This window comes from Micromonospora sp. HM134 (assembly GCF_007833915.1).
GTDB lineage: Bacteria > Actinomycetota > Actinomycetes > Mycobacteriales > Micromonosporaceae > Micromonospora > Micromonospora wenchangensis.
On record NZ_CP041061.1, the window covers coordinates 3,950,657 to 3,969,616 of the forward strand.

General features: G+C 72.9%; 17 protein-coding genes. 7 read left to right on the top strand and 10 right to left on the bottom strand.

The genetic code is table 11. The features are described 5' to 3' along the window. Nucleotides 1-51: 51 nt before the first annotated feature. The 3 genes from FJK98_RS16900 to FJK98_RS33240 form a co-directional block, all read right to left on the bottom strand. Nucleotides 52-609, bottom strand: a complete 558-nt coding sequence (locus FJK98_RS16900; protein ID WP_145919876.1) for a hypothetical protein — start codon at nucleotides 607-609, stop codon at nucleotides 52-54. Between the two features lie 130 nt (nucleotides 610-739). Further along, nucleotides 740-2,029, bottom strand: a complete 1,290-nt coding sequence (locus tag FJK98_RS16905) for a helix-turn-helix domain-containing protein (RefSeq protein WP_240762098.1) — start codon at nucleotides 2,027-2,029, stop codon at nucleotides 740-742. Beyond that, the gene (locus tag FJK98_RS33240) at nucleotides 2,026-2,172 is read right to left on the bottom strand and encodes a hypothetical protein (protein ID WP_168222491.1); all 147 of its coding nucleotides are present in this window, start codon (nucleotides 2,170-2,172) and stop codon (nucleotides 2,026-2,028) included. Before FJK98_RS33240 ends, FJK98_RS16905 begins: the two co-directional genes overlap by 4 nt. A gap of 313 nt (nucleotides 2,173-2,485) precedes the next feature. Between FJK98_RS33240 and FJK98_RS33245 the strand changes: the two genes are divergently transcribed. Further along, a complete protein-coding gene (locus FJK98_RS33245; RefSeq protein WP_168222492.1) occupies nucleotides 2,486-3,730 on the top strand; it encodes a Tat pathway signal protein in 1,245 nt (414 codons plus the stop codon). Nucleotides 3,731-4,420: 690 nt separating this feature from the next. Here FJK98_RS33245 and FJK98_RS16915 read toward each other — a convergent pair. Then, entirely contained in the window at nucleotides 4,421-5,590 is a 1,170-nt protein-coding gene (locus FJK98_RS16915; RefSeq protein ID WP_145919877.1) for a helix-turn-helix transcriptional regulator, read from the bottom strand. Between the two features lie 480 nt (nucleotides 5,591-6,070). On the opposite strand from FJK98_RS16915, the gene FJK98_RS16920 reads away from it, so the two are divergent. The 3 genes from FJK98_RS16920 (at nucleotide 6,071) to FJK98_RS16930 (ending at nucleotide 9,186) form a co-directional block, all read left to right on the top strand. Continuing rightward, nucleotides 6,071-6,649: an HD family hydrolase gene (locus FJK98_RS16920; RefSeq protein WP_145919878.1), complete on the top strand. Its 579-nt coding sequence runs from the start codon at nucleotides 6,071-6,073 to the stop codon at nucleotides 6,647-6,649. A 99-nt stretch (nucleotides 6,650-6,748) separates the two neighbouring features. Further along, the gene (locus FJK98_RS16925) at nucleotides 6,749-8,254 is read left to right on the top strand and encodes a carboxylesterase/lipase family protein (protein ID WP_145919879.1); all 1,506 of its coding nucleotides are present in this window, start codon (nucleotides 6,749-6,751) and stop codon (nucleotides 8,252-8,254) included. Between the two features lie 323 nt (nucleotides 8,255-8,577). Further along, a complete protein-coding gene (locus tag FJK98_RS16930; RefSeq protein ID WP_145919880.1) occupies nucleotides 8,578-9,186 on the top strand; it encodes a hypothetical protein in 609 nt (202 codons plus the stop codon). A gap of 71 nt (nucleotides 9,187-9,257) precedes the next feature. Here FJK98_RS16930 and FJK98_RS16935 read toward each other — a convergent pair whose 3' ends face one another. Further along, nucleotides 9,258-10,283 carry a YafY family protein gene (locus tag FJK98_RS16935; protein ID WP_145919881.1) on the bottom strand — a complete coding sequence of 342 codons (1,026 nt, stop codon included), beginning with the start codon at nucleotides 10,281-10,283 and terminating at the stop codon, nucleotides 9,258-9,260. Nucleotides 10,284-10,390: 107 nt separating this feature from the next. On the opposite strand from FJK98_RS16935, the gene FJK98_RS16940 reads away from it, so the two are divergent. Beyond that, a complete protein-coding gene (locus FJK98_RS16940) occupies nucleotides 10,391-10,852 on the top strand; it encodes a VOC family protein (protein ID WP_145919882.1) in 462 nt (153 codons plus the stop codon). A gap of 52 nt (nucleotides 10,853-10,904) precedes the next feature. On the opposite strand, the gene FJK98_RS16945 is transcribed toward FJK98_RS16940, so the two are convergent. From FJK98_RS16945 to FJK98_RS16955, 3 genes are read right to left on the bottom strand one after another with little or no spacing between them, the layout of a single operon-like run. After that, nucleotides 10,905-13,184, bottom strand: coding sequence for an ABC transporter permease (locus FJK98_RS16945; protein WP_168222493.1), 2,280 nt, complete (start codon nucleotides 13,182-13,184; stop codon nucleotides 10,905-10,907). Next, entirely contained in the window at nucleotides 13,181-13,861 is a 681-nt protein-coding gene (locus FJK98_RS16950; protein WP_145919883.1) for an ABC transporter ATP-binding protein, read from the bottom strand. Before FJK98_RS16950 ends, FJK98_RS16945 begins: the two co-directional genes overlap by 4 nt. Continuing rightward, nucleotides 13,858-14,382, bottom strand: a complete 525-nt coding sequence (locus FJK98_RS16955; protein WP_145919884.1) for a PadR family transcriptional regulator — start codon at nucleotides 14,380-14,382, stop codon at nucleotides 13,858-13,860. Before FJK98_RS16955 ends, FJK98_RS16950 begins: the two co-directional genes overlap by 4 nt. 277 nt (nucleotides 14,383-14,659) lie before the next feature. On the opposite strand from FJK98_RS16955, the gene FJK98_RS16960 reads away from it, so the two are divergent. Together FJK98_RS16960 and FJK98_RS16965 are read left to right on the top strand one after the other, a co-directional pair. Then, nucleotides 14,660-16,396: a M28 family peptidase gene (locus tag FJK98_RS16960; protein WP_145919885.1), complete on the top strand. Its 1,737-nt coding sequence runs from the start codon at nucleotides 14,660-14,662 to the stop codon at nucleotides 16,394-16,396. Nucleotides 16,397-16,481: 85 nt separating this feature from the next. Continuing rightward, nucleotides 16,482-16,895 carry a type II toxin-antitoxin system Phd/YefM family antitoxin gene (locus FJK98_RS16965; RefSeq protein ID WP_145919886.1) on the top strand — a complete coding sequence of 138 codons (414 nt, stop codon included), beginning with the start codon at nucleotides 16,482-16,484 and terminating at the stop codon, nucleotides 16,893-16,895. 199 nt (nucleotides 16,896-17,094) lie between these two features. Here the strand turns inward: FJK98_RS16965 and FJK98_RS16975 are convergent, their stop codons facing one another. Next, complete coding sequence (locus FJK98_RS16975; RefSeq protein ID WP_240762101.1) at nucleotides 17,095-18,360, bottom strand: MFS transporter; 1,266 nt, start codon at nucleotides 18,358-18,360, stop codon at nucleotides 17,095-17,097. Next, entirely contained in the window at nucleotides 18,357-18,929 is a 573-nt protein-coding gene (locus tag FJK98_RS16980; RefSeq protein WP_145919887.1) for a helix-turn-helix domain-containing protein, read from the bottom strand. Before FJK98_RS16980 ends, FJK98_RS16975 begins: the two co-directional genes overlap by 4 nt. Nucleotides 18,930-18,960: the final 31 nt, after the last annotated feature.

The following is an 18,960-nucleotide window of genomic DNA, read 5'->3' on the forward strand; positions in this document are numbered from 1 at the left end:
CGGGAGCCGATCGACGTCGGCCCCCGGCCCGCCGGGCGGTCACCGCCGCCGTCACTCCTGCCACTGGTGTGCCACGTCGAGCACGATCCGGCTGTGCGTTCCGGGGCCGGCGAGCAGCAGCACCCGGAACGGCAACGAGGCCCGGACGCCCACCGCGAAGGTGCTGTAGCCCTCGAAGGTGCCCCCGTAGACGACGTCGCGCAGGGTGCGGTAGCCGAGCACGGTCGCCACGTGGTCGCCGGCCCGGTACGGGTAGCCGACGGCGGGCTCCCGCAACTGCACCCGCAGCACCGCCCCGCCTGCCGTGTACGGCGACATCGCCAACCCCTGCCCCTCGGTGAACGCCTCGCCGTAGCCGACCGAGTAACCGTCGGCGGACCCGTCGAACTCGAAGACCAGCCGGTCGTAGCAGTCCTGCTGCCCGGTGCGGGTGGTCAGCAGCGGGGCCGGGTTCAGGGCACCCCCGGTCTTCCCGGCGCTGCCCCAGGTGATTCCGCAGTAGGGCGCGGCGGCGGTGCGGAGCCGGCCGGCGGCGGTCGCCGTACCGACGGTGGTGAGCAGCACGGCCAGTACGGCCGTGACCGCCATCAGGGTCCTGGTGGAACGCATGGTGTCCTCCCGTTCGACGTCTCCGGCGCGGGTGGCCGGTCGGGTCGACGGTCCACCGGGCGGGCCACAGCGGCCCCACCGGCACGTAACAGCCGGGCAACAACGGTGACCACGCTGCTTCTCGGACCACCTAGGGTCGCGACCTCGGCCGGTCGCGGCCCGGCACACCCACCCGGGGTGGGGCCGGCTCCGGCGCGGCACCCCGGTCAGGGCGGGTCAGTCCGATGGTGGCGGCGAGGCGGGCGACGTCGGCCGGGGTGCGGCCCGCGCGGAGCACTGCGGTCAGGGCGGCGCGGGCGGCGGGGCGGGCGCGGGTCTCGCCGGGGGCGGTGCGGTCGGCGGTGAGCAGGGCCCGCCCGGCGGCGTCGGGGTCGCCGAGGTCGAGGTGGCTGCGGGTGATGTCGATGAGGTGGGCGGCGCGGTGCTCGGCGGGGAGCCGTCGCCAGCCGTCATGCCCGGTGGCCCGACGGTGCAGGACGACGGCCCTGTGGTGGTCGCCGAGGTGGGTGGCGGTCAGGGCGCGGGCGAGGTCGACGCTGGCGGGGCCGAACGTGATGCCGTCCGGGTCGTGCCGCTCGTGGGCGGTGGCGAGTGGGGCGGCGCGTTCGGTCAGGTCGTGGGCGGTGGCGGCGTCGCCGTAGCTGGCGGCGGCGAGGGCGGCCTCGATCAGCAGCGCCCCGGTCAGGGCCAGCGCCGGCGGGTCGCCCTGCGCCGCCGCCGGATCGAGTTGGCGTACGGCGGTGAGGGCGGCGGTCCTGGCCAGCCGGCCCCGCCGCAGCGCACGGAGCACCTGCGCGAGGGTCACCGCCGCGCGGCCGATCCGCACCGGGTCACCACGGGTGGCGGTCATCATGGCCCGGTCGGCGGCCAGCCAGGCCAGGTGTGCGTCGCCGAGCTTGACCAGCGTCTGGGCGGTGAGCCGGTGGACCCGCACCAGCAGGTCGAGCACGGGCGGGTCCACAGGGCCGGTGTGGCCGGCGTGGCGGCTGTCGGCGAGCAGGCCGGGCAGCATCCGCAACACCTGGGGGTGCTGCCCGTTTCGGTACGCCGCCCAGGCGTATCCGGCCTGGTCGTCGAGCTGTCGCAGCAAGGGTCCGGCCGGGGCGGACGCCGGGGTGTCGTGGCGGGCCAGCGCGGCCCGAACCCGTTCCACGGCGGCACCGACGTCGGTGTCCGGTGCCGGCGTACGGCCGCCGAGCAGGAGTTGCGGTGCGACGCCGAGTGCGCCGGCCACGGTGTCGATGACGGAGAGCCGGTCGAGGGTACGCACCCCCCGCTCGACCTTGTCGACCCAGCTCTTCGACTTGCCGATCCGGTCGGCGAAGACCTGTTGGCTCATGCCCCGGCGCGCCCGTAGCTCGGCCATCCGCCGGCCGATCGCCGGCTCGGTGCCGGTGCGCTGCCGGCCGGGGCCGGTCACCTGTCGTGCCCCGGCACCGGCGTGGTGTGGGTGGACCCGCCGCAGCGGGGACACCACCGGGACTTGACCCGGAACGCGAGCAGCCCGAGCAGGAAGCCCGGCACCAACCCCCCGAACAGGACCGACAGGACTTGGGAAATCATCTGCGCTCTCGCTTTCTGCCGCGCCTGTCGGGAGGCAGGGTGACCATTGCGTCGGTCACTCGCTGTCCCATAGGGTCTACTCGCAGTAAACGGACATGCTGAGGTGCTCGGAAGTCGTACCGGGCATCGTTGGTGTTGAACGCGTGGAACGCAGCCGCAACGGGGAAGGCCACCGATGGCAGTACGGCGACGCAACGAAAAACTGCTGGCCCTCGTTCGAGAGTGCCAGTGGTCGTACGGTGCCTGTGCCGCAGCGGTACGTGCCGTCGCGCTTGAGAACGGGGGCGCGCTCCCGTCCTGTGACCGTTCCCATGTGGGGCACTGGATCGCCGGAGTGAAGCCCACCGAGACGACCTCCCGCTATCTGGCCGAAGCCCTCTCCCGTCGGTTGGGCCGGATTGTCGGTCCGGCCGATCTCGGACTTGTCGTCGGCGATAGCCTGGACCCTGATCTGACCGGCCTGGATTGGTGGAAGCACGACCCGGCCACTGATCTCCTGACGCTCGGGAGAGCCGACGTGGAACGACGGGCGTTCGGATTCACCGCCCTGTACTCACTGGCTGCGCTTGCCGTTCCGCTGGACTCCTGGGAGGACATCGCGGACCGGGGTCGGCGGGCGCAGGGCGGGGGCGCGGCGGTGGGTCGCCGCGAGATCGACGCCGTGCGTGACATGCTCGCGGTGTTCAGCAGGGCCGACGAGCGGTTCGGTGGCGGGCATGCGCGGCTCGCCGTGGTCCAGTACCTCACCTCCGACGTGGCCGGCTACCTCCAGGGCACCTTCACGTCCGACCACGATCGTCGGGCCATGTTCAGTGCCGCCGCCGAGTTGACTTATCTCGCGGGCTGGAAGGCGTATGACTCGTCCCTGCACGGGGTGGCCCAGCGGTATTACCTTCAGTCGCTCCGGTTGGCCAACGAGGCGGACGATCGGGCGTTGGCCGGTTTCACGCTTCGGGCGATGGCGCATCAGGCTGTCGACCTGGGGCATGGTGTGGAGGCGTTGGAACTCGCCAATTCGGCCCTCGCCTGGTCGAGGGGAAGGGCGACCCCGGCGGCGACCGCTCTCTTCACCGTCCTCACCGCCCGGGGGCATGCCGCAACGGGCGACCGGGCCAAGACGTCGGCGGCGCTCAGGGCGGCTGAGGCCCACCTCGCGAAGGCGTCCCCGGACGACGAGCCGACCTGGATCCAGACCAGCGGTTTCACCGCCACCTCGCTGGCGAGTCAGGCTGGCCAGGCCCTTCGCGACCTGGGCGACCTTCCGGCGGCGGAAACCGAGCTGCGTCGCTCGGTCGCCACCCGCGACACCGAGGCGTACCGGCGGATCCACACCCTGACGTTGGCCAACCTCGCCGACATCCAATGTGTACGCGGTCGACTGCGCGAGGCGACCGAGAGCTGGAACAGCGCCCTGGACTTGATGGCCGGTGTCCGGTCCGGCCGGGCAACTGTGGCCGTGAAGAACATTCGTACCCGGCTCAGCAGCTTCGGCCCACGCCTGCCTGCATTCGCGAAGCAACTCGACCAACGGGCCGCAGCTCTCCTCGTCGCCTCTTGATGCCGCCCCGCTCGGCCATCCGTTCGCGCGGGCCTGCCGGCTGGTCGGCCACTCCACCTGCCAGCACGGGTACGGGGATAGCCGCGCCCATCACGTCCGTCACCCGCACATAAGCCGTCGAGCCCGCGAAGGTGAACCGCGAGGACCCTCTGCTCCGCACCGCTGGTCACCGCTCACCGTCCCCGGGCCAGTGGCCGCGCGGGATCGGAAGCCGGTGCCGGGCATGGCAGCGCAGGTCGGCTCCACACCGGCAGATGCGCCGCCATCGTCGCCAGCACCACATCGGCCGGTGCCGGCGCGCGAGGGTCAGAGCGGTGGCCGACAGATACTCGTCATACGACACGCGCCGCTTCGACGACAAGGCACTCCCGCCCGAGGTCGGGTGCTGCGGTACGTCTCGCGCCAGGCCCGACAACCGCCGTCGAGCGGCCTCCCGCTCCCATGCCTGGAGGCGTTCCCCGACGACGCCGGAGACGGCCGACGGCGACGACGGGAAGTGTCGGCCGATGACCCGCCGTAAAAGTCCGATACTCACCGTCATGTGGCCGACCCTCCGTCGTCAGGACGCGGAGGGCACCTGCTGATGTGCCTCGTCCCGCGCCCGGCTTCAGTGAGGTTCAGCGTTACGCCCGGCTCGCCGCCGATCCAGAAGGTGAGCGTCCGCTAACCGAGTGTGCTGTCCGCTGGTGGCTACCGCCCGGGTGCGTACTCCATGCATGCGTCACGCAGTGTCGCCGCCTCTGGTGCCCCCGACTGCTCCACCTTCGCCAGCAACTCCGCAGCCCGCCACCAGTTCGACGGCATCACCCGGCCGGACGTCACTGCCTGTGCCCCCACGGCGACCGCCTCGTCCGGCTGGCCGGCGGCGACCAGGGCGAGACCGAGGTCGAGACGGGCCGACGCGGACCGGCGGGGCCGTGCTCCCCCGTCGCCGTACGGGTCCAGCTCGGCCAGCACCGCCCGCGCCACCTGCTCGGCGCCGGGATCACCCGCCCATGCCAGAGTCGTGGCTGCATAGGCAGCGGCCTTGGCGGGGTCGTAGCGATAGTGGTGCTCGGCCCGCTCAGGAACGGGCAGATTCGCTGTCAGCCGCTCCACCCGGTCCAACGCCTGCCGAGTCGCGCCGACGTCTCCGATCCTCGCCCACGCACGAGCCTCCTGAGCAGTCGCCTGAATGCGGGCAGAACTCCCCTTCGGAGCGACCCGCTGCGCTTGACGGGAAAGATCGAGTGCCGCTCGGTAGTCACCTTGGGTCAACACGTCCCAGGCCCGGGTTTCGAGACACCACGCCTGGATCTCGCCATGCTCGGCATGTTCGGCAAGATCACGAGCAGCTCGCAGATGAGCGACCGCAGCGGTCCGCTGCCGCAGGTCGATGTGAACCGTCGCCCGCAGCACCGCCAGCCAGCCACCGGCCACCAACAACCGCCGCTGCTGCGCAAGCGTCACCCGTCCATCCAGCAGCCGTCCCACGTAGGCAAGATGCCGCCGCACCAATGGCAAGAGATCCGCCGGGGCCATCGTCGGATAGGAACTGGCCAGATTGTCAACGCCCTGCTCGATCCGATCGAGCATGTCCCCGCTGACATCGCTGGCGGCAACTCTCGCCCGCAGCTCACCGGCCTCGGCCGCATGGTCGACTGGCGCATCCGCCAACCGAGCAAGCACGCCCCCCGCTTCGAGGACCCGGTCCAGGTGACGCGCCGTGTCGGCCGTCGGAGCCTTGAGCCCCGCCTCCAACTCGTGCAGATGACTCTTGCTCCGATGAGCAAGCTGTCCCAGGAGACGAAGCGACAAACCTCGCCGCTGCCGAAACTCACGCAGAGCTGCGCCGAATCGCGGATCGACGGACGAGGCCATAGCGCCACTCCAAGATCACGAGGCCCAGGCAGCAGCAACCGGCTGCCATCTCGTCAGACGGTACCCCGACACATCGCGCGCCGAGCGCCCCTCACCTGCAATTGTCCGGGTGTTCCGTTGAGGGCTGTTCGTTCCGTCGAGCGCACCAAACCTGATCGGTGTTGATCGCTGCACCGGGCACGCTGGGAGTACGGCTGGCTGAGCGCCTACGCTGACGCCCATGGAAGGCATCGGGGCTGGGGCCATGGTGCTCTGTGGTGCGTTGAGTTGTCTATTCGTCTGCCTCATGCTTTGCGCCGCCGCTGCTGCATGGGCCACTTGGCCAGAACGTAGGCGCTGACCCTACAGATCGACCTCTGCGGGTCACGTCCCGAACGAATGATCTGGATCGATCGAGAGAAGCCCCGCAATCAGCCGAAGAACAACCTCTATCGTCTACAGCCTGCGAGTAGACGGAGTCACCGGCACAGGGACGGGCAGATGAACGACGACCACGACGCCGCCGGAGCCATGCGCTTCATCTTCGAGGCCGGCGTACTCAAACGCGCCGCCCGCACCGGCTGGTGGTTCGCCGGCATCAAAGACCCCGAATCTATCGCCGACCACTCGTTCCGGACCGCGCTGATCGGGATGATGCTCGCCGCCATGGAAGGTGCCGACCCGGCCCGGGTGTCGATGCTGTGCGTCCTGCACGACACCCAGGAAACCCGGATCACCGACATCCCGCACATCGCGAAGCGCTACCTCACCGCCGCGCCCAACACCACCGTCACCGCCGACCAGGTCGCCACCTGCCCACCAACCGTCGCCGACCTCATCAACGCCGCCGTCGCCGAGTACGAAGCGGGCGAGACACCGGAGGCCATCGTCGCCCGCGACGCCGACAAACTGGAATGCCTCGTTCAGGCAGTCGAATACCGCCACCAGGGCATCGACAACGTCCAACGCTGGATCGACAGCTCACGCGCGGCCCTCAAGACCGCCAGCGCCCACCGCCTCGCCGAAGCCGCCCTCACCGGACAACCCCTCGCCTGGCTCACCCCTCCACCACCGGCATAGCCGCCACCGGTTGCTTCGATTCCCCGGTCCTAAATGGTTTGCCGGGGGTTGGCGGGCGCTGCGATGCTGCGGCCGACCGGGAGCGGGGGAGGGGCCAGCATGCCGTCGGAGTCCGGGCCGGAAGTCCGTACCGTGGCCGGTGTCCTGCGCGGCTGCCGGGAGGCGGGCCGGGCGGTGTTCCGTGGCATCCCGTACGCCGAGCCGCCGGTCGGAGCCCTCCGGTTCGCCGTGCCGCAGCCGGTACGCGGCTGGGCGGGCGTACGTCCGGCGCTCGCCTTCGGTCCGCCGCCCCCGCAGCCCGGCGTGTTCGGGACGTCCCCGCAGGGCACCGGCGACGACTGGCTGACGCTCAACGTCTGGACGCCGGACCCGGACCCGGCGGCGAAGATGCCGGTCCTGGTGTGGATTCCCGGTGGTGGTTACCTCGTCGGCTGTTCCGGCCTCCCGGAGTACGACGGCGGGCACCTCGCCGCCACTGGAACCGTGGTGGTGACGCTCAACTACCGCCTCGGCTTCGAGGGTTTCGGGCAGGTCGACGGGGCCCCGGCCAACCGGGGGCTGCTCGACCAGGTCGCGGCCCTGCGCTGGGTGCGGGACAACATCCGCGCCTTCGGTGGCGACCCGGACCGGGTGACGGTCTTCGGGCAGTCGGCCGGCGGCGGCTCGGTCGCCGCCCTGCTGGCCATGCCGCGCGCCGCCGGGCTGTTCCGGCGCGCGGTCGCGCAGAGCGTGCCGGGGACGTTCCTCTCGCCCGAGCTGGCCGCCGACGTCACCGCCGCCTGCGCCGCCGAGCTGGGGGTACGACCGACCCTGGCCGACCTGTCGACGGTGGCTCCGGACCAGCTGCCGGCGGTGGGCGAGGCGATCTCGGCCAAGATTCTCCAGTGGCGGGAGCGGTGGGGGTCGATCACCCACCGGCCGATCCCGTTCGCGCCGGTCGTCGACGGTGACGTGCTGCCGGCGACCCCGTGGCGGGCGCTGGCCGACGGTGCCGCGCGGGACGTCGACCTGCTCGTCGGGCACACCCGGGACGAGCACCGGCTGTTCAGCCTGCTCGACGGGGTGCTCGGCCAGGTCACGCCGGAACAGACCGGGACCGCGCTGCGGATGCTGGCCCCGGGCCCGGACGGCGTCGACCGGTACCGGGCGGCGTTCCCGGACGCGACCGACGAGCAGCTGTACGAACTGGTCAACGCGGACTGGCTGTTCCGGATGCCGAGCCTGCACCTGGCCGAGGCGCAACTCGCCGGTGGCGGCCGGGTGCACCTCTACGAGCTGACCTGGCCGGCGTCGGGCCTGGGCGGTGGCCTCGGTGCCTGTCACGGCCTGGACGTGCCGCTGGTCTTCGGCAACCTGACCAGCGGGCAGCCCGCCATGCTGATCGGTGATCCGCCTCCTCCGACGGCGCAGGAGCTGTCCGGGCAGTTACGCGGGGCGTGGACGGCGTTCGCCGCGACCGGCGACCCCGGGTGGCCGTCGTACGACGCCGAGCGCCGCACGCGCATCTTCGACGAGCGGCCGGTGGTCGTCGCCTATCCGGAGGAAACCTCGCGGCGGCTGTGGCGGGACCACACCTTCGGCGCACTCCCGCTGCTCGCCCGGTAGCGCCAGTGCGGGGCGGGCCGCAGCCGACCGTTGCCACGGGGGTGGCACCATTCGAACAGTTTCAGCAATGCCAGGAGACGAGGCGGGATGACGCCTTCTCCCGAGAAGCTCGGCGAGATCCGTGCTGATTTCTAACTGTCGTCCGCCAGAAGGCACTGGCGCGAACCGGAGTTCCGTGCCGATCTCGCCCGCCGTGGCGATTCCCGCTCACCGACCCACATTCCGGGTGGCACGCCCGGTGGTCGAAACCGTATCCGAAAGGTCCACCATGGGGGCTCGGACCTGCGGGAAGTCGCGATCCCGCGAACCGTAGAGTCATTCTCATGACCGCCACACGCCGTTCTCGTACCGCCGTTGTCGCCGTGCTCGCCTCGGTGGGACTTGCGTCACTCGCCGGGTGCTCCGGAGACCCGGACGACGCGGCCACCGGGGAGTTCGGCGGTTCCCCCGCGCCGGCCTCCAGTGCGGCTCCCGCCGAGGAGAACGCGGACACCACCATCAGGTGCGCGCAGATCGCACCGTTGGCAGCACCCATCACCAAAGCCTTCACGTTCTCTGCCGACGATTCCGCGGAGGACCCGTCGAGCACGTCGTGCGTGTGGACGAATGCGGCCGTCGGTGCCGCTTCGACGAAGATCGAGGACTATGCGACTCTCGGCATCACCCTCGACCGGACCGCCTGGAGCAAGGACGACCTCGCCTCGGTGCCGGGTGCGACCGACGACCCCCGCGCCGCTGCCCTCGGCGGCCGTGTCCTCCTGAAGGCGCAGGCGGACACGCTGGGAGATGCGGGCTCCGTGCAGGTTCTCTTCCCCGAGGGGACGGTCACCGTCGTGGCGACCGGTGCGCTCCTGAGCGCGTCGAAGGACACGTCGATCCCGGTGGATTCGGTGATCGGAGTCGCCACCGCCGTCGCCCAGTTGCGCCGGTAACCGGCAGCCCGACCGTGCGCCGCCGGGAGGCGGTGCCCGGGAAGCGGGGACGTCGGGGCCCACCGGCACGATCAGGGTGCCTTCGGGCGTGCGTCGTCGCCGAGCGGTCGCGCCGCTGTGGGGAGGTGGCCGGCGACGGTGCGGGCGAACCGGCGGGCCAGCAGGGCGAAGGCGTCGGTGAGCGCGTCCGGGCCGACGACGGTGATGTCGGCGTCGTACCGGGCGATGGTGGCGGCGAGGCTCACCCAGGACCAGGACCCGAGGGTGAGTCGGCAGCGACCGGGGTCGATCTCCTCGACGAAGCCGTCGCGGGTGAAGCGGGCCACGGTCGCCGCCGGCAGGTCGAGGATCACCGTGCCCCGGCAGGGCCAGTCCGTCGAGGTGCCGCCCGAGCCCCGGAAGACCCCGGTGACGTACGTGGCGACGTCCCCGCCCGGCAGCGGCCTCGGGGTGAAGCGGGGCCCGTGGGGCGGGCGCAGGGTGATCCGGTCGGCGCGGAAGGTCCGCCAGTCGGCCCGGTCGAGATCCCAGGCGACGACGTACCACCGGCCGTCCCAGGTGACGACGTGATGGGGTTCGGCGTGCCGGGCCGGCCCATCCGGGCTGTCCTGCCCGTAGTCGAAGCGCAGTATCTCGTGGTTCTGCACGGCGGCACTGAGCGCCAGCAGCACCCCTCCGTCGACCGGTTCGGGCGCTGCGGTGGTGGGCCGGGCGACGGCGGTCACGCTGAGCGTCCCGACCCGCTGCCGGAGCCGGGCGGGCAGCACCTGTCGGACGGTGTGCAGCGCCCGTGCGGCGGCGTCCGCGAGTCCGCTGCCCCCGGTGGTCGCGGCGACCTGGAGCGCGACGGTGAGGGCGACGGCCTGGTCGTCGTCGAACAGCAGCGGGGGCAGTTCGGTGCCGGCGGCGAGCCGGTAACCGCCGTCGGGGCCCTTGGCGGCGGCGACGGGGTAGCCGAGGTCCCGTAGCCGGTCGATGTCGCGGCGCACGGTCCGCAGGCTGATGCCCAGGCGTGCGGCCAGTGTGGTGCCGGACCAGTCCCGGCGGGTCTGCAACAGCGACAGCAGGGCCAGCAGGCGCGCGGACGTGGTCGGCATGACTGGATTCTGCCCGCAGTAGGTGACACATCCTGTCACCTACTGCTGCGAATCTTGCTCCCGACCAGCCCCACCGGGTGCCAAGCCCCATCAGCAAGGAGTCGATCATGGCCATCTCCGCCACCACGCACCTCAACTTCCGGGGTGACGCCCGCGCGGCGTTGGAGTTCTACCGGTCCGTGTTCGGTGGCCGCAGCACGGTCGTCAGCTACGGCGACCTCGGGATGCCGGGGGAACTGCCGGACGCCGACAAGGTCGTCTTCGGCCAGGTCACGGCCGACAACGGCTTCGCCGTCATGGCCTACGACGTGCCCAGCGGTGCCCCCGCCGCAGCCGCGCCGACCGCCACCACCCGCGAGAACGGGATGACGCTGACCGGCGAGCGGTTCTTCGTCTCCGTCCGTGGTGACAGCGCCGAGGAGGTCGGCGCGCTCTGGAACAGGCTCGCCGACGGTGCCGATCTGATCGAGAAGTACGGCCCCTCGCCGTGGGCCCCGGGCTTCGGGATGCTGACCGACCGGTTCGGCGTCACCTGGATTCTCGACGTCGCCGCCCCGTACGCCGGCTGACCGCCAAGCGCCGGTCCGGGGCCGGCGACGTCGCCGGCCCCGGACCGGGTGGTCACTCGGTGCGCAGCCCGTCGGCGCGGGTGAGCCGCCACAGCAGGGGCAGGCTCAGCCCGGTGATCGCCAGGACGGTCAACGCGCCGAGTCCGACCGAGAAGCCGACCACCGGCCAGGCGACGGTGATCGGGGCCTGCACCATCCGCAACAGGGCCGCGCCGAGGCCGAGCCCGAAGCCGACGGCCAGCACCAGCCCGACCCCGACCGGCAGGGCGGTCTGCCACAGCACCGACCAGCCGAGGGTGCTGCGTCGGGTGCCCACCGCCACCAGCATGGCCAGCAGCCGGCGGCGCTCCCGCAACTGCTCCAGCGTGCCGACCAGCATGCTGGTGGCGATCAGCACCAGGGTGACGACCGTGCCGATGGCCAGGCCGCGCCGGATGTCGGCGAACCGGGGCGACTCGATGGTCGAGGAGAGCACGGACACGGGGGTGGTCAGGTCGATCGCGGCGGCGGCGTTGCGGACGTGTTCGACCGCGTCGGGGTCGGCCGGGTCGAGCTGGAGGTAGACGGTCGAGCGCAGCGGACCGAGGACCCGCGAGCCGACCGCGCCGGGAGTGACCAGCACCGCGTTCTGCATCCAGCCGGCCGGGTCGGGCCGGGCCTGCGCGGGCCGCGCCGTCGTCGGCACCCGCCACCGCGACCCGTCCTCGACGGTCAGCACCGTGCCGGCGGGGACGACCGCCGGGTCACGCGGATCGGACACCAGGAACGTGTCCCCGTCCACGCACCGGTCGAGGTGGGCGAACTCGGCCAACGCGGCGCAGTCGCCGACCCGGACGTCCACCGGCGGGCCGTCCGGCGAGCCGGCGTTGGCCCCGGCGCTGAGGGTGCCGGTCACGGCGGTCACCCCTTCGGCCGCGCCGAACTGCCGCAGCACCCCGGCCAGGTCCGGCTGGTCGCGGAACTGCACCTGCACCTGCGCCCGGGTGGTGTCCTGCCCGCTGGCGGTGGTGAAGTCCCCGGCGATCCCGGCGAAGAGCATCTGCAGGCCGATGGTGCCGGCGACGGCGACCGCGATGCCGTTGACCAGCCGGGCGGAGGTGGCGCTGTCCAGCTGCACCCGGCGGACCGCGAGCTGCCAGGGCACCGGGCCGCCGCGCAGCCGCCGCACCAGCAGGTCGGTCAGCCACGGCAGCAGGGTGACCGTGCCGATCAGCAGCAGCACCGCCCCGGCCGGCACCAGCCAGCGGGTGACCCCGCCGTCGGAGTCGCGCAGACCGGCCACGGGCAGGAGCATGGCCAGGCCGACGGCGGGCAGCAGCAGCCGCCACCAGAGCCGACGGCGGACCGGGGTGCTACGCCGGGCCACTCCGAGCGGCTCGACCACGACCGCGCGCAACGCCAGCATCGCCACCAGCACGGCCAGCGCCGGTACGGCCAGCACGACGGCCAGCAGCAGTGTGGTGGGCGGCCGGATGTCGGAGGCGTACACGCTGATGTCGTAGAGGGTGACCAGCGGGACCAGTTGGCGGCCGGCGAGCAGGAACCCGATGCCGACGGCGACCCCGAGCAGGGCGCCGGCGGCGGCCTCCCCGGCGGCGATCCGCCGGACCATGGTGGTGTCCGCGCCGACCAGGCGCAGCGCGGCGAGCCGCCGGTCGCGTCGCTCACCGCCGTAGCGCACGGCGGAGCCGAGGAACACCGCGATGGGCAGCAGCAGCACCACGAAGATGACCGCCACCAGCAGCATCAGCACCGGGCCGAGACCCTCGCCGGGCAGCCCGCCGCCGAACCTGTCCAGCCGGGTCGCCCCGGACGTGTCGGTCAGCCGGTCGTCGCCCTGGTAGTAGGCCAGTTCGTTGGGGCCGGCGAGGCCCTCGTCGGCGATGGTGCCGGTGACCCGCGCGCCGCCCAGCCGGGGGGTGAACAGCGGGCCGTCGGAGGAGTCGAGCAGCCGGCGCAGGGCGGGGGAGACGACCACCTCGCCGGGGGCGGGCAGGGCGGTCAGCCCCGGCGGGACGGGGGCGGCCGGTCCCTCCGGCCGCAGCAGTCGGCCCCGCACCGGCCGGCCCCGGAAGTCGGTGTCCAGCGCGTGGACCAGCAGGGTGCCGGGACCGGCCGCGACCTGTTCGCCGAACCGCAGGTCGTCGCGGGCGTCGCCGCGCGCCTGCCGGGCGTCGAGCGCCCCGGGCACGGCGGTGGCCAGCAGCAGCATGGCCACCCCGATGCCGACGCCGACGGCGGTGAGCAGCGCCCGGGTCCAACCCTCCCGGCCGCCCGTGACGGCCATCCGGGCGCCCATCGCCAGGTCCGCGAGCGCGCCCCGGCCGGTCACGCCGCGACCTCCAGGTTCCGGGTACGCCCGTCGCGCACCACGACCTCCCGGTCGGAGTACGCGGCCACCCGTGCCTCGTGGGTGACCAGGACCACCGCCGCCCCGCTGTCCCGGGCGGCCTCGGTGAGCAGCCGCATCACCCGTTCGCCGTTGAGCGAGTCCAGCGCGCCCGTCGGTTCGTCGGCGAAGATCACCCGGGGGCGGGTGACCAGCGCGCGGGCCACCGCGACGCGCTGGCCCTGGCCGCCGGAGACCTCGCCGGGGCGCTTGCCGGCCACTTCGGTCACCTCCAGCCGTTCCAGCCACTGCCCGGCGCGCTGTTCGGCCTCGCGGCGGGGGACGCGGGCCAGCCGCAGCGGCAGGGCGACGTTCTCCAGGCAGGTCAGCTCGGGCACCAACTGGCCGAACTGGAAGACGAACCCGAACGCCTCCCGGCGCAGGGCGCTGCGCCGGGCGTCGCTCATCGTCACCAGGTCCCGGCCGTCGAAGACGACCCGTCCCTGGTCGGGGCGGACGATCCCGGCGAGGCAGTGCAGCAGGGTGGACTTGCCGGAGCCGGACGACCCGAGCACCGCGACCACCTCGCCCTCGTCGATGCGCAGCGCGGCGTCGACCAGCGCCACCGTCTCGCCGAAGCGGCGGTGCAGGCCCTCGGCGACCAGCAGCGGGCCGCTCATCGGCGCACCTGCGCGGCCAGCTCGTCGAGGCGGGCGGTGGTGAGTTCGAGCCAGCGCAGGTCGGCCTCCAGGTGGAACAGGGCGTGGTCGCAGATCAACTGCTCGGCCAGGTCACCGTCGCGCTTGCGCCGGGTCAGCTCCCGCATCAGCCGCAGGTGCTCGGCGCGCTGCACGTCGAGCAGCTCGGCCGCCGCCCGGCCGGTGAGCAGGGCGAGCACCACCTTGGTGTAGAGGACGCTCTGCAGGTAGGGCTCGGGCTGCTCGGGGCGGGCCAGCCACTGCGCCACGTCGGCGACGCCCGCCTCGGTGATGGCGTACCGCTTGCGGTCGGGGCCCTCGCCGGGCTCGACCGCCTCCACCTCGACCAGGCCGCCGCGCAGCAGCCGGGACAGGGTCGCGTAGACCTGGCCGTAGGCGACCGGGCGGGAGTGGCCGAAGTGTTCGTCGTAGCGCCGTTTGATGTCGTAGCCGTGCCGGGGGGTCGCCTCCAGCAGGCCGAGAAAGGTCTGGCCGATGGACATGCCGGCGACTATACACACCGCGTATACGCGCGTTGTCTACACCCGGTGCCGACGTCGTCGCGCCCGGCTCCCGGGCCCCCTCCCGGCGTCGCCCGGGAATGTGACACCGTCCGACGGATTGACCCGCAGATTGATACATGTCAGTGTTTGCTTCCCCGGCGTCTCCGCCGCGACCCCACCCCCGGGTCGCGGGCTCCCGTGCACCCCCATGCCGACCCCGGCACACGGAACGGTGACGCCCGGGCGGACGCCCCGCCGACCCCCATGAGGAGCTCGCATGAAGCGCAGAACCCTGGCGATCGCCGCCGTCACCGCGGTGACGCTCGCCCTGGCCGCGCCACCGGCCTCGGCCACCCCGACCGCCCGGCCGGCCACCGCCGCGCCGGCCGTCGCCGCGCTCGCCGCCCCGGACGTATCGGTCAGCAACGTCCAGGCGCACCTGGCCCAGTTCCAGAGCATCGCCACCAGCAACGGCGGCAACCGGCGGGCCGGCTCGGCCGGCTACACCGCCTCGGTCGCCTACGTGAAGTCCAAGCTCCAGGCCGCCGGCTACACGGTCACCGAGCAGACCTGCACCAGCTGCACCTACCAGGGCAACAACGTGATCGCCGAGTGGCCGCAGGGCCCGAGCACCGACGTCGTCATGTTCGGCGCACACCTCGACGGGGTCGCCGCCGGGCCGGGCATCAACGACAACGGCTCCGGCTCGTCGGTGCTGCTGGAGAACGCCCTGGTGCTGGCCCAGCAGAACCCGACCATGACCAAGCGGGTCCGGTTCGCCTGGTGGAACGGCGAGGAGCAGGGCCTGCAGGGCTCCAAGTTCTACGTCAACTCGCTGACCACCGCCCAGAAGGGCTACATCAAGGGGTACTACAACTTCGACATGGTCGCCTCGACCAACGGCGGCTACTTCATCAACCGGGTCACCTCCACCACGGCCGCGCCGCTGAAGGCGTACTGGGACTCCCTCGGGCTGTCGCCGGAGGAGAACACCGAGGGCCAGGGCCGCTCCGACGACTACTCGTTCCAGCAGGCCGGCATCCCCACCTCCGGCTACGCGATGGGGGCCAGCGCCCGCAAGACCAGCTCCCAGGCCAGCAAGTGGGGCGGCACCGCCAACGCCGCGTACGACCCGTGCTACCACTCGTCCTGCGACACCACCAGCAACATCAACGCCACCGGGCTCAACCGCAGTGCCGACGGCGTCGCGTACGCCATCTGGGACCTCGCGGTCGGCGGCGGCACCCCGACCAACGACTTCTCGGTCGCGGTCAGCCCCACCGCCGGCGGCGTCGCCCAGGGCAGCTCCACCACCGCCACGGTCAGCACCGCCACCACCAGCGGCAGCGCCCAGACCGTCGCGCTGTCGGCCTCCGGCGCGCCCAGCGGCGTGAGCGTCTCGTTCAGCCCGTCGTCGGTCACCTCCGGCGGCTCGGCCACCATGACGGTCAGCGCGTCGTCGAGCGCCACCCTCGGCACCTTCACGCTGACCGTGACCGGCACCGGCTCGGCCACCCGGACGGCCAGCTACACCGTCACCGTCACCGGCACCGGGAGCTGCACCGGCGGGCAGGTCGTCGGTAACGGCGGATTCGAGTCGGGCACCAGCCCGTGGACGGCCACCTCCGGCGTCATCACCAACTCGTCCAGCCAGCCGGCCCGTACCGGCTCCTACAAGGCGTGGCTCAACGGCAACGGCAGCACCAGCACCGACACGCTGTCCCAGTCGGTGACCGTGCCGGCCGGCTGCTCCTCCTACACCCTCGCCTTCTACCTGCACATCGACACCACCGAGCGGACCACCACCGTCGCGTACGACAAGCTGGTGGTCCAGGTCGGCAGCACCACGCTGGCGACGTACTCGAACCTCAACAAGGCGACCGGCTACACCCTGCGCTCGTTCGACGTGGGCGCGTACGCCGGGCAGACGGTGACCCTGAAGTTCACCGGCACCGAGGACGCCTCGTTGCAGACCAGCTTCGTCATCGACGACGTGACGTTGCAGGCGAGCTGACCGACCCGGGTGGGGTGGACGCCTGGTCCACCCCACCCGGACCGTCATGACGATAAATGTCATACCCGGGTCCGACCATGGGGGCATGGCTGCCCCCGCGCTGTCCCACCACAGTGGTCAACCCCGATCCGTGCCGCTGCGCGAGCTGCGTACCCGGCTGACCCAGCTGATCGCGATGGCCGAGCTGACCGACACGGTCACCCTGGTCACCCGCGACGGCGACACCCGGCCGGTCGCCGCGATCGTGCCCGCCCCCGCCGCCCGCAGCGCCGCCCAGGCCCGCGCCGACGGCGAACGCCTCGCCACGGTGACCGCCGGGTGGGCCCGCCGGCTGGAGGAGTCACACCGGCAGGGCGCCCTGCGGCACGCCGCCGAGCTGCGGGCCGTGACCGACGCCCTCGCCGAGGTCTGGGCCGAGCTGGACCGGCACGTCCCACCCGGCACCGACCCGGCCGTCGACCGGCTCCGCGCCGCCCACGCCGACCTGCGCCGCGACTGACCCGCGTCCCACCCCACCCACGCCCCGCCCGCCGCGCCGTGCCCCCTCGCGCCCCTCCCCGCCCCGCGCCGCCCCTCCCCTCCCCGGTGATCAAGAAGTTTGCGTCAACTGATCAAGAGGTTTGCGTCAACCTGAAGATCGAAGCTGACGCGAACCTCTTGATCACCGAGAACGGGACTTGGGGCCGACCGGGCGCTGCTCAGCTGACCGGTGCGGGGGTCTGTGCCGGGTGGGCGGGGGCGGTCGGGCGGTTCATCGTGCGCCACGGGCCGCCGAGCAGCGGGGTGAGCACCACCAGCAGGTAGCAGACGCCCACGGTGAGCAGGGTGGGCGTGGTGCCGAAGCCGTCCACGGCCACCCCGGCGGCGAGCGCGCCCAGCGGGATGCCGGCCCAGCAGCCGGCCCCGATCACCCCGAACACCCGGGCCCGCAGGTGGGCCGGCACCCGTTCCAACTCCACCGCGCCGAGCAGCGGGTTGATCGCCCCGGCGGCGAATCCGGACAGGGCGAAGACCGCGACGATCCAGGGCAACGGCGGCGCGGCGGCCAGCACCCAGAAGGGTGGCCCACCGGCGACGGCGAAGGCGGTGACGAAGGTGGCCCGGCGGGGCAGCCGGTGACCGACCGCGCTGAACAGCAGCGACCCGACCAGCGCGCCGCCACCCATCGCGCCGACCAGCAGGCCGAACGCGGTGGCCCCGCCGAGGTCCCGGTCGGCCACCACCGGCAGCAGCACGTTGCTCTTCGTCGCGTCGAAGAAGTTGGTCACCAGCACGAGCAGCACCACCGCCCGCAGCAGCGGCTCCCGGGTCAGGAAGCGCACCCCGACGGCGAAGTCCCGCCAGTAGCCGCCCCCGGTCGGTCCGGTCGACTCGGCCGGGCGCAGCGACCGGGGCACCAGCAGCGCCACGACCAGCGCGGAGACCGCGAAGGTGGCGGCGTCCACGGCCAGCACCGGGAGCGCGCCGAGGGCGGTCACGAGCAGCCCGGCCACCGGCGCGCCGACCAGCCGGGCGCCGCGTTCGGTCGCCTCGTACCAGCCGACCGCCCGCTCCAGCGGCACCCCGGCGGCGGTGGCCGCCTCCGGCAGCAGCGCGTTGCGGGCGGTCTGCCCCGGGGTGTCGAGCAGGCCGCTGGCGAAGACCAGCCCGAGCAGGGCCCAGAACGGCAGGCCGACCGTGGCGTCGAGCAGTGGCACGGCCGCCACCGTCAGCCCGGAGACCACGTCGGCCAGGATGCTGGCCCGGCGGTAGCCGATCCGGTCCACCAGCACCCCGCCGAGGGCGCCGCCGAGCACCACCGGCACGGTGGCGACCGCGCCGGTGAGGCCGGTCGCGGCGGGCGAGCCGGTCGTGGCGAGCACGTACAGCGGCAGCGCGATCAGGGTGAGCATGTTGCCGGTGAGCGAGACGGCGTGACCGAGCAGCAGGCCGACCAGGGGAGCGCGGCGGCGCGGCGACGTCACCGCGGGTCCCGGAAGGCGTGGTAGATCAACGACACGGAGGCGGCCCCCGGCCGGTCCGGGTCGCTGCGGTCCCGCCAGCGGGCGGCCAGCGCCTCCAGGTCGGCCCGCAGCTCGATCAGCTCGTCGCTGGTCAGGTGCAGCCAGGAGTCGGCGCTGGCGGTGCCGCGCACCCACTGCGGGTCGAGGGTCGCCTCGACGTCGAGGTAGTGACCGAGGCGTTCCGCGTACCGGTCGAGGACGGCGCGGCGCAGCAGGTCGGAGGCGGCCCGCCGTTCCGGGTCGGCGAGCGCCTCGACCGGCTCCCAGGACGTCCGCGCGTGGGTCGCCCGCCACCAGCGTTCCCGGCGGTCCCGGGCGTGCTCGGGGGCCTCCTCGACGAAGCCGTGCTCGGCCAGCTTGCCCAGGTGGTAGCTGACCGAGCCGACCGCCTCGTCGACGGCGTCGCTGAGCATGCCGACGCTGCGCGGGCCCCGCACCCGCAGCTCGCCGAGCAGCCGCAGTCGGGTCGGGTGGGCCAGCGCGCGCATCGCCCGGGGATCGGTCAGGTGCCGGGTGGGTTCCTCGGTCATGCGCCCACCCTAAAAGCACAAGACATGAAGT

What these genes read in the sequence shown, in the direction of transcription:
- FJK98_RS16900 (WP_145919876.1), bottom strand. Translation starts at nt 609, where the DNA reads ATGCGTTCCACCAGGACCCTGATGGCGGTCACGGCCGTACTGGCCGTG.
- FJK98_RS33240 (WP_168222491.1), bottom strand. Translation starts at nt 2,172, where the DNA reads ATGATTTCCCAAGTCCTGTCGGTCCTGTTCGGGGGGTTGGTGCCGGGC.
- FJK98_RS16915 (WP_145919877.1), bottom strand. Translation starts at nt 5,590, where the DNA reads ATGGCCTCGTCCGTCGATCCGCGATTCGGCGCAGCTCTGCGTGAGTTT.
- FJK98_RS16920 (WP_145919878.1), top strand. Translation starts at nt 6,071, where the DNA reads ATGAACGACGACCACGACGCCGCCGGAGCCATGCGCTTCATCTTCGAG.
- FJK98_RS16925 (WP_145919879.1), top strand. Translation starts at nt 6,749, where the DNA reads ATGCCGTCGGAGTCCGGGCCGGAAGTCCGTACCGTGGCCGGTGTCCTG.
- FJK98_RS16930 (WP_145919880.1), top strand. Translation starts at nt 8,578, where the DNA reads ATGACCGCCACACGCCGTTCTCGTACCGCCGTTGTCGCCGTGCTCGCC.
- FJK98_RS16935 (WP_145919881.1), bottom strand. Translation starts at nt 10,283, where the DNA reads ATGCCGACCACGTCCGCGCGCCTGCTGGCCCTGCTGTCGCTGTTGCAG.
- FJK98_RS16940 (WP_145919882.1), top strand. Translation starts at nt 10,391, where the DNA reads ATGGCCATCTCCGCCACCACGCACCTCAACTTCCGGGGTGACGCCCGC.
- FJK98_RS16950 (WP_145919883.1), bottom strand. Translation starts at nt 13,861, where the DNA reads ATGAGCGGCCCGCTGCTGGTCGCCGAGGGCCTGCACCGCCGCTTCGGC.
- FJK98_RS16955 (WP_145919884.1), bottom strand. Translation starts at nt 14,382, where the DNA reads ATGTCCATCGGCCAGACCTTTCTCGGCCTGCTGGAGGCGACCCCCCGG.
- FJK98_RS16960 (WP_145919885.1), top strand. Translation starts at nt 14,660, where the DNA reads ATGAAGCGCAGAACCCTGGCGATCGCCGCCGTCACCGCGGTGACGCTC.
- FJK98_RS16965 (WP_145919886.1), top strand. Translation starts at nt 16,482, where the DNA reads ATGGCTGCCCCCGCGCTGTCCCACCACAGTGGTCAACCCCGATCCGTG.
- FJK98_RS16980 (WP_145919887.1), bottom strand. Translation starts at nt 18,929, where the DNA reads ATGACCGAGGAACCCACCCGGCACCTGACCGATCCCCGGGCGATGCGC.